General features: G+C 67.6%; 7 protein-coding genes. All 7 read left to right on the top strand.

Annotated features, from left to right (window positions below; all coding sequences use genetic code 11):
- The first annotated feature begins 4 nt into the window (after positions 1 to 4).
- The 7 genes from cas2 (at position 5) to H531_RS15190 (ending at position 6,192) form a co-directional block, all read left to right on the top strand.
- Positions 5 to 277, top strand: coding sequence for a CRISPR-associated endonuclease Cas2 (gene cas2 / locus H531_RS0112045; protein WP_022799568.1), 273 nt, complete (start codon positions 5 to 7; stop codon positions 275 to 277).
- A gap of 55 nt (positions 278 to 332) precedes the next feature.
- Positions 333 to 2,744, top strand: coding sequence for a type III-A CRISPR-associated protein Cas10/Csm1 (gene cas10, locus H531_RS0112040; protein WP_022799567.1), 2,412 nt, complete (start codon positions 333 to 335; stop codon positions 2,742 to 2,744).
- Positions 2,745 to 3,179 (top strand): type III-A CRISPR-associated protein Csm2, encoded by a 435-nt coding sequence (csm2, locus tag H531_RS0112035; RefSeq protein ID WP_022799566.1) that lies wholly within the window; start codon positions 2,745 to 2,747, stop codon positions 3,177 to 3,179.
- Complete coding sequence (gene csm3 / locus H531_RS0112030) at positions 3,169 to 3,903, top strand: type III-A CRISPR-associated RAMP protein Csm3 (protein WP_022799565.1); 735 nt, start codon at positions 3,169 to 3,171, stop codon at positions 3,901 to 3,903. The genes csm2 and csm3 overlap by 11 nt, the downstream gene beginning before the upstream one ends.
- Positions 3,904 to 4,785, top strand: a complete 882-nt coding sequence (csm4, locus tag H531_RS0112025; protein WP_022799564.1) for a type III-A CRISPR-associated RAMP protein Csm4 — start codon at positions 3,904 to 3,906, stop codon at positions 4,783 to 4,785.
- Positions 4,773 to 5,915, top strand: a complete 1,143-nt coding sequence (csm5, locus tag H531_RS0112020; protein WP_022799563.1) for a type III-A CRISPR-associated RAMP protein Csm5 — start codon at positions 4,773 to 4,775, stop codon at positions 5,913 to 5,915. Before csm4 ends, csm5 begins: the two co-directional genes overlap by 13 nt.
- A 148-nt stretch (positions 5,916 to 6,063) precedes the next feature.
- Positions 6,064 to 6,192, top strand: coding sequence for a hypothetical protein (locus H531_RS15190; protein WP_022799562.1), 129 nt, complete (start codon positions 6,064 to 6,066; stop codon positions 6,190 to 6,192).
- Positions 6,193 to 6,215 lie beyond the last annotated feature (23 nt).

Here is a 6,215-nt window from a genome sequence, read left to right as displayed (position 1 = left end):
GGCTATGGGGAAACGCTTGTACGCGGTGGCGTATGACATTCCCGATGACACCCGTAGGATCAAGCTGGCCAACCTTCTAAAAAGTTACGGGGAGCGCGTCCAGCTTTCGGTCTTTGAGTGCTACCTAGACGAAAAGCTTCTAGAGGACCTGCGTACCCGGGCGCAGAAGCTTTTGGACTTGGGCCAAGATGCCCTGCGCCTTTACCCCGTGGCGGGTCGGGTGGAGGTCCTGGGGGCGGGGCCGCTTCCCCCTCTTCGGGAGCTGGCCGTGGTTTAGGGGACGTGTGCAAAAATCACACGGCCGGTAAGGGAGGGGGATTAGCATGGTTCCCATGACCCGGGATGGCCTGGACCTGGCCCTGGCGGGCCTCCTCCATGACGTGGGCAAGCTCTACTCCCGGGCCCTTTGGGGGGAGCGGGACGAGCGGGTTCCCGACCGCACCCACACGGCCTACACCGCCTTCTTCGTCCGAAGCCACGAGGACCTTTTCCGTAGGGTGGGCCTGGACACGGAGTGGCTTGCCGAGACCGCAAGCCGCCACCACGAGGGTTGGCGGGACCGCCCCCAGTACCAGCCCCAAAGCCCCGAGGCCTGGTGCGTGGCCCTGGCCGACACCTACGCCTCCAAAGAGCGGGAGGAGGGGGCAGGCGGCGGAAGCCCCTCGGAGGTGCCCTTAAAGCCCCCCTTCCGCCACCTCCGGGTGCAGGGGAAGGAGGGCGGGGAAGGGGGGTATAGCCCGGTCTATCGCCTTCCTGGGGGAAGCGGCGTGGGCCTCGCCCCGGGGGCCCTTTACCCGGAAGACCGCCCCAACGTCTCCAAGCACGTTTATGCCAGGCTTCTTGAGCGCCTAGAGGAGCGCTTGAAGGAGATGGGCGCCCTTGCCCTCACCAAGGAGGCCCTCCTCCTGAACCTTGCCCTCGCCTTCCAGGAAACCCTCTCCCTGGTGCCCGCCGACACCCAGTCGGAGCCCGACGTTTCCCTCTACGATCACCTGCGCCTCACGGCGGCCATCGCCCACGCCCTCTGGCGGTTCCATGGGCAAAACCCCACCCCGGAGGACCTGCGCCAAGACGGCGAGAAGTTCCTCCTGGTGGTGGGGGACATGGGGGGTATCCAGGGGCACATCTACCGCATCGCCGGGGCGGAGACAGGGGTAGGGGGCATCGCCAAGCGCCTGAGGGCGAGGAGCCTCGAGGTGAGCCTGGCCGCCGAGAGCCTGGCCCTCTCCCTCCTCCGGCGGCTGGGCCTTACCCCCCTGAACCGCATCATGGGGGCGGGGGGCAAGTTCTACCTGCTGCTTCCGAATACCAAGGAGGCGGAGGCCGCCCTAGAGGAGGCGAGGGAAGCCTGGGGCCGGTGGGCCCTGGCCCGGGGGGGAAGCCTTGTGCCCCATCTGGCCTCCGTGGCCTTCAAGGGGGAGGCGTTTGGGAACTTTGCCGCCCTTCTCGCCCGCCTCCACGGGGCCCTGGCCCGGGCCAAGCTCAGGCCCTTTCCCTTCCTCCGCTCCACGGAGGAAACCCTGGGCAGGCCTTTGCGCCCCTGCGCCGCCTGCGGCCTCAGGCCCGCCCAAAGGGACGAGCCCGGAAGCCTTTGCGAGGACTGCGAGCGGGAGAAGGAGGTGGGGGGCCTCCTCCCCCAAAGCGACCGGGTGGGCTTCTTCCCGGACGGGGCTCCGAAGCCCTTCTTCGCCTTTCCCGGGCTAAAAGCTGCCCTTGGGACGGAGCTTCAGGGGGCGGCCCACCTCTACCGGGCCCGGCTCCTCTTCTCCCCCTGGAAGGCGCCCTCCGAGGTCAAGCCCCTCCTCGGCCACCTGCCCCGGGTGGAGCACGCCCTGAGGGCCGAGGGGTGGGATCTGGAGACCTATCGGGCCTGGGTGGAGGAGAAAGGGCTTCTGGAGGACGAGGAGGTCCACCCCCAAAAGGTCCTCACCTTTGCCGAGCTCGCCGCCCTCTCCAAAGGGGCGCCCTACCTGGGGGCCCTGATGCTGGACGCCGACCGGATGGGGGAGGCCTTTGCCACAGGGTATAAGAACGCCACCCCGAGCCGGATCGCCGCCTTGTCCCGGACCCTCGAGGTCTTCTTCTCCGCCGAGGTCCTCGCCCTTCTGGAAGAGCCCGGGCGCTACCGCGAGAGGCTAAAGTGGGACGCCCTCGAGGCCCGGCACAAGGAGGCCCGCTATCCCCTCCTTTATAGCGTCTACTCGGGCGGGGACGACCTCTTCCTCCTCGGGCCCTGGGACGCCCTTTTGGACTTCGCCTTGGATCTAGAGAAGCTTTACCGCCTTTTTACCCGCCACGAGGCCCTTACCCTCTCCGGGGGCTTCGTCCTGGTGGGACCGAGCCTTCCGGTGCCGGAGCTTGCCCGCCTCCTCGGCGAGGCGGAGAAGCAGGCCAAGGGGGCGGGGCGGGGGAGGCTTTTCCTCTTCGGCCAGGCGGTGCCCTGGGCGGAGCTTCCCGGGCTTAGGGCCTGGGCGGAGGGCCTCGCCCAGGACTTGGGGGAAGGGAGGGTCTCCCGGGCCCAGGCCTACCGGTGGCTCTTCCTTTGGCGCCGCTTCTTCCCCTTGGAGGACCCCGGGGAAAGGATGCGCTACAAGCCCCTTCTGGCCTACGCCTTAAGGCGCGTGCGGGAGCGGGACGAAAGGACGTGGGAAAGGTACCTAAGGCTTCTTGACCACCAGGACCCGGCCTGGAACTGCCTTCCGGTCTGGGTCCAGTGGGCGCTTTATCGGGAAAGGAGGGCGTGAATGCCGGCGTTGGAGTTTTTTAAGGATAAGGAGCGGGGAATCCTGGACCCCAAGGTCTTTGAGCGGGCGCGGGAGGTGGCGGAGAAGCTCGCCGAGGGCAAGCTCAAGTCCAGCCAGTTCCGCAACTACTTCGCCGAGCTAAGGGCCCTGGAGAACCGCTTTGAAAAGGAGCGCAAGGGGGACGAGGCCCTGGCCTTTGCCCGGCTTGTTCCTCAGCTGGAGCTCCTCAAGGCCAAGCTCTTCTACAACCGCCGCTCCCAGGGCCCCTTAAAGGGCAAGGGCGCCGAGGAGTTTGTGAGGTTCATGGAGGAGGCCCTCGAGGCGGGCAAGCAGAGCTCCAAGCACTTTGAAGCCATGATGAAGTACGTGGAGGCGGTTCTGGCCTATTTCTATTTCTACGCCTCGGGAAAGCAGGAGGACAGGGATGAAGCTTAGGAAGGTGATCCGCATCCGCTCGGTGCTCCTGGCCAAGACGGGCCTGAGGATCGGGATGAGCCGGGACCAGATGGCCATCGGCGACCTGGACAACCCCGTGATCCGCAACCCCCTCACCGACGAGCCCTACATCCCGGGCTCCAGCCTCAAGGGGAAGCTCCGCTACCTCCTGGAGTGGAGCCTTGGGGGGGACTACATCCTGAAGGCCAAGGACAAGCACGTCTACGCCTCCCCCGACCCCAAGGACCCCGTGGCCCGCATCTTCGGCCTCGCCCCGGAGAACGACGAGGCCTCCCTAAAGGTGGCCCGGGAGCGCGGTCCTACCCGCCTCCTGGTGCGGGACGCCTACCTCACCGAGGAATCCAAGCAGCAGCTGGAGCGGGCTACCGCCCGGGGCGGCCTCTACACCGAGATCAAGCAGGAGGTGTTCATCCCCCGCCTGGGCGGGAAAGCCAACCCCCGTACCACGGAAAGGGTTCCTGCCGGGGCCCGCTTCCTGGTGGAGATGTCCTACCGGGTGCTGGACGACCTGGACGAGGACTACTTTGGGAAGTACCTCCTTAGGGCCCTAGAGCTTTTGGAGCTGGATGGCCTGGGCGGGCACATCAGCCGGGGCTATGGCCAGGTCTACTTCCTCCACCCCGAAAAGCCCCCGGAGGCCCAGGAGGGCCTGCCCCTGAGGGAAAGGCTCCAGGTGGAGGAGGTGAGCCTTCAGGGGGCCTGAATGCGGGCAACCCTGTTCCATCTCTACTTCCAGGGGCCTCTGAAGGCCCTTCCCCGGGCCCCCACCCTTATGGCCCACCTCTTCTGGTGGTACCGCTATACCCACGGGAGGGAAGCTTTGGAGGCACTCCTGGAAAGGTTTAGTCAAAATCCCCCCTTCCGCCTCTCCAGCGTCTACCCCAAGGGCTGGCTTCCCCGGCCCAAGCTTCCCCCCGTCCCGGTGGAGGAGACCACCCTCCGCAAGGCCCTCAAAAACCTCGCCCTGGTGAGCCTGGAGACTTTCCAGGCCTTAGCGGAGCGGGGAGAAGAAGCCCTTCTGCAGGCCCCAGAGGTTCTCGGTAGGGCCAAGCCTCCTGAGCCAAGGAGGCTCCGCCGGAGCCGGGTGGGCATAGACCGGGCCACGGGAGCGGCCAGGCGGGGCATCCTCTTCACCCAGGAGCTCCTCTTCCCCGACCCCAGGACGCCCTACGCCCTCTATGTCCTGGGGGAGGCCCCCTTTGACCTCAAAGAGGGCCTCGCCTTCGTGGGGGAGATGGGCTATGGGGGTGGGGCCAGCGTGGGCCTCGGGCGGTTCCGGGTGGAGGGCCCCCTGGAGGCGGAGCTTCCCGAGGCCAAGGAACCCAACGCCTACGCCACCCTGGCCCCTGGGCCCCTCGAGGGCGCCCTCTACTACGAGCTGGAACCCTATTGGGGCCGCCTAGGTGGGGCCTACGTGGGGAAGCCATTCAAAAGGCCTTACCTTAGGACCCGGGAGGGGAGCCTCTACCGGGAGGTGAGGAACGTGCTCTTGGACGTCACCCCTGAGGACCCCCCCGAGGCAGGGGCGCGTGTGTGCGAGGTCCTCGCGGTCTTTCCCCTGGGGGTGCGGGTATGGGATTCCTGAGGAGCTTTCGCCTGGAGCTGGAGGCCCTGAGCCCGGTACACGTGGGCACGGGGGAGGCCTACCCCGCCTACGCCTACGTGCCCGACTTCGCCAAGAAGGAGGTCCACCTCCTGGACCCCGGCGCCCTCCTCCTCGCCCTCCCCGAGGCGAGGAAGAGGCAGTACCTGGAGAAGGTGGCCCAGGGCCCCAAGGCAGCCCAGGAGGTGCTTCGCTACCTCCATGAAGAGGGCCAGCTTCCCAAGGAGGCCGTCCTCCGCACCCTACCCGCAAGCTCCGCCTTCCTGGAGGCGGTCCAGTCCGCCACCGAGGAGGCGGCCCTGGAGTACCGCCCCGTGCCCTATTCTGCCCTCGGCCCCTACCTCCCGGGCTCCAGCGTCAAGGGGGCCCTGCGCACCGCTTGGCTCTTCCACGTGCTGGTGGAAAGGGGCCAGGTGGCGGAGTGGGACCGGAAGGCGGGGGTTTGGCGGCTGAGGGACCGGCGGGAGCGGGATGGGCAGGTTCGCATCTACCCCCCCCGGAACCCCAGCCTCTCGGAAAACCAGGCCTTTGAGGGGGCGGTGCTGCGCTACGCCCGGGAGGGGCGTCGGGGGATGACCCTGGACCTCTACCAGGACCCCTTCCGGGCGGTGCGCCTTTCGGACTCCGGCCCCACCCCCACCTTCCTGAACCGCATCGGCGTCTTCCACCCCACGAAGGACACCTCGGGGATGGTCCTCCTGGCGGAAACCTTCCGCAGGGGCACCCGCTTTGCCCTCACCCTCCGCTACCACGAGGGGCTGGGCCAAAGGGGAGGGGTTTCCCTGCCCATCCCCCCGGAGGACCTGGTGCAGGCCCTCAGGGACTACTACCGCCAGGTGGCCGAGTGGGAGAGCGGCTTCGCTGAGGAACACGGGCTCAAGAGGGCCCTCGAGGTCTACGAGGCCCTATCCGAGAGGCTCAAGGACCCCGGAGTCTTTCCCTTGCGGGTGGGCTTCGGCTCGGGGCGGCTTGCCTTGCGGCTTGCCCTCCTCCTTCCCGAGAACCACCCCGAGGGCCAGGAGCCCAAGACCCGCAAGACGGCGGGGGCCCGCATTCCCCAGGACGGCTACCCCCTGGGCTGGATGGTGGGGCGCCTTCAGGCCCTGCCCTAGGGTGGGTCAAAGGGCACAAGGGGAGGCGGGCTTCCCCTTTAACCTAAAGGCTAGGTATGCTTTTCGCCAGAGCCCGTAGCCCAGAGGCCCTTACGGCCCGGGTCCAGCTTCTTAGGGAACAGGCGCGGCGCAGGGTGGAGGCCCCATCGTGCCGCCCGAGGCCCGCGCTCCCGAGGTACCCCCAGGGAAAAGGCCCCTGGAGATGCCCCGGCGCTCCTGGCCCCAACGGGCCCTGAGGCTTCCCAAGAGGAACCTTGGCCTGAGGCGCTTCCGCTAAAGCCTCAGGCGTTCCAGCACGCC

This window comes from Thermus islandicus DSM 21543, from assembly GCF_000421625.1.
GTDB classification, from domain to species: domain Bacteria; phylum Deinococcota; class Deinococci; order Deinococcales; family Thermaceae; genus Thermus; species Thermus islandicus.
This window is presented reverse-complemented; position numbering and strand designations above follow the sequence as displayed.